This window comes from Streptomyces sp. NPDC058964 (genome assembly GCF_042741275.1).
Taxonomy (GTDB): Bacteria; Actinomycetota; Actinomycetes; order Streptomycetales; family Streptomycetaceae; genus Streptomyces.
In genome coordinates, this window is sequence record NZ_JBHYKH010000836.1 from 1 (window position 1) to 2,396 (window position 2,396).

Annotated in this window: 1 protein-coding gene and 1 pseudogene; both read left to right on the forward strand. The window is 69.4% G+C overall.

Translation table 11 applies throughout. The annotated features are described in order from the left end of the window. The first annotated feature begins 457 nt into the window (after positions 1-457). Entirely contained in the window at positions 458-1,762 is a 1,305-nt protein-coding gene (locus ACFW2E_RS45390; RefSeq protein WP_384477629.1) for a cytochrome b/b6 domain-containing protein, read from the forward strand. Then, a pseudogene (locus ACFW2E_RS45395) lies at positions 1,759-2,396 on the forward strand (oxidoreductase); the annotation flags it as partial. The gene ACFW2E_RS45390 and the pseudogene ACFW2E_RS45395, both read left to right, overlap by 4 nt.

The window sequence follows — 2,396 nt, forward strand, 5'->3', positions numbered from 1 at the left end:
AGCGGGGGCAGCGGGGTTCGTCTCGCTCATGATCCTCAAAGCTCCATCGGTCGTCTCTGCCTGCGGCTGCGACCTTCAAGACCAGCGGCTGCGATTGCCGGGAAATGAAAAATCCCCTCGCACAGGAGGGGACGCCGCGCCGATTCCGACCGCCGGAACGGGACCGGGGTCGGGACTGATCAGCGCGGCCCGCTAAGCAGAAGGCGTACGGCACGCATGGCGTCAGGGTACCGCAGGCGTTGAGCAGGACGCGACGCGCTTCCGTATGCCTGGTCGACAACAACCAACACAGGAGCGCTCTCAATGATTACTTCGCGTAACACCCGCTAAGGGACATCGCAACAGCCGCATTGTCCTTTGATAACAACGCAATAACTCAAACCTCGTACTGATCGGTATGACGCCGCTTAGAGTTCGGCAGCGGGACCGCTTTCCCGAACTGCTCGGAGTTGCCCCCATGAACCCTCGTCGTAGTAACAGCTCCCTCCCCAAGCCGGGCCGGTCGGCCTACGGGGTGGCGTCGGCTGTCGTCCTGCTGCTCATACCCGTGGTGGTGGTGAACGGAGGCACCTGGCTCCAGGACTTCCTGAACTTCGGTGCCGGCGTCCTGTCGCTCGTCAGCCTCACCTGCTCGGTGATCTGGGGCCTGGTCGCCCAGGACCGGCTCATCCTCGACACGCGCCAGCGGATCGTCGCCCAAGGCATCCACCGAGTGACCGCCGTCGCCTCGATCGCGTTCCTGCTGGTGCACATCACCATCAAGCTGGCGCTGGACCACACCGTCCTGATCGCCGCACTGATCCCCTTCAGCCTCGGCGTCACGGGCAGCGCGGGGCTCATCGGCCTCGGCTCCACGGCCGGCCTGCTCATGATCTTCGTGGGGATCACGGGCGCGCTGCGCAACCAGTTCGCGTCCCCGGCCCCGGTGGCCGCGCGCTGGCGGGCGATGCACATGCTGGCCTACCCGGCCCTGTGTGCGGCGCTGATCCACGGCCTGTTCGCGGGGCGCGCCGCGAAGCCGTTCTTCATGGTGTCGTACGAACTGTGCCTGCTCGGGGTCATGGCGGCTCTCGCGCTGCGTGCCGCGCCGCGCTCCGTCAAGCGCAAGGTCGCCGACCGGATCGTGGCGATCATCGGCAACGAACAGCGGTCGGCCCTCGACGACCTGGACGCGAGCCGGGGCCGCATGGCCGAAGCCGCGTCCAGCCTTCCGGGCTACGAGAAGCAGGCGTCGTTCACCGACACCGCCTCCATGCGGCGCGCGCCGGCGTCCGCCGGATCCCTGTACGACGCTGCCGCATCCCAGCCGGCCCCGGAGCCCGCCTCCGGCTTCGCGGCCGCCTACCGGGCCGTACAGACCCCCGCGCAGCCCCAGCAGCAGTACTCCACCGGCCAGACCGCCCGTATGGACCTGCCACTGGACGCGCAGGCCACGGCGGCGATGCCGCGCATGGACGGCCCCTCCAGCACCTCGGGCAGCTGGCCGATCCCGTCCCCGCCGCCGGTCGGCGAGGCGCCGCCGTCGGCCTACGACCCGCTCCAGGACACCGGATACACCATCCCGGTCTACGGCAATTCGGGCGGCGGCGGGTACGGCGGAAGTGACGTGTACGACACCGGTGAGACGAACACCTTCTACGGCACGTACAACTCGAACGACACGTACAACAGCGGTCCCGCCAATGAACCATCCCCCGGCTCGTCCTTCGACGCGCCGGGTTCGGGCGAACCTTGGAACACGCCTTCCGGAGGCTATAGGTGAACGAGGCCCTGCCCGACGTCCCAGAAGTCCGCGTGGTCGGTCTTCCTCAGCTCACGTCGGGCTTCGACCTTGTCGAAAGACTCGATCTGCCCATGCACCTGAAGGTGCACGGGCCGCTCGAACCCCTGGGCGGCGAGCAGCTCGCGCAGCTCTCGGAACGCATCAACCTGAAGGGCCGCGGCGGCGCGGGCTTCCCCTTCCACAAGAAGCTGCGCTCGGTCGCCGAAGCGGCGATCAAGCGCGGCGTACGGCCGGTCGTCGTCGTCAACGGAAGCGAGGACGAGCCGGCCTGCCGCAAGGACACGGTGCTCATCAACCGTGCTCCGCACCTGATCCTGGACGGCGCGCTGCTGTGCGCCGAGGCGATGGGCGCCCGCACCCTCGTCATCGGCGTCACCCGCGAGTCCACCCAGCGCTCCATGGAGGCGGCCCTCGCCGAACGCGGCCTGAGCAACGGCCGCCGGTCGGCGCTGAAGGCGTTCGTGCAGCGCAACCCGGTCCGCATGGTCACCGGCGCCGCCGCGTCGCTGGTCCGCTCGATCGACGGCGGGGCCGCGGCGCCCCCCGGGGCCGCCAACAAAGGCCCGCCCACAAGCGGGGGGGGGGCGGCCCCCCCCCGGGGCCCCCCCCCCCC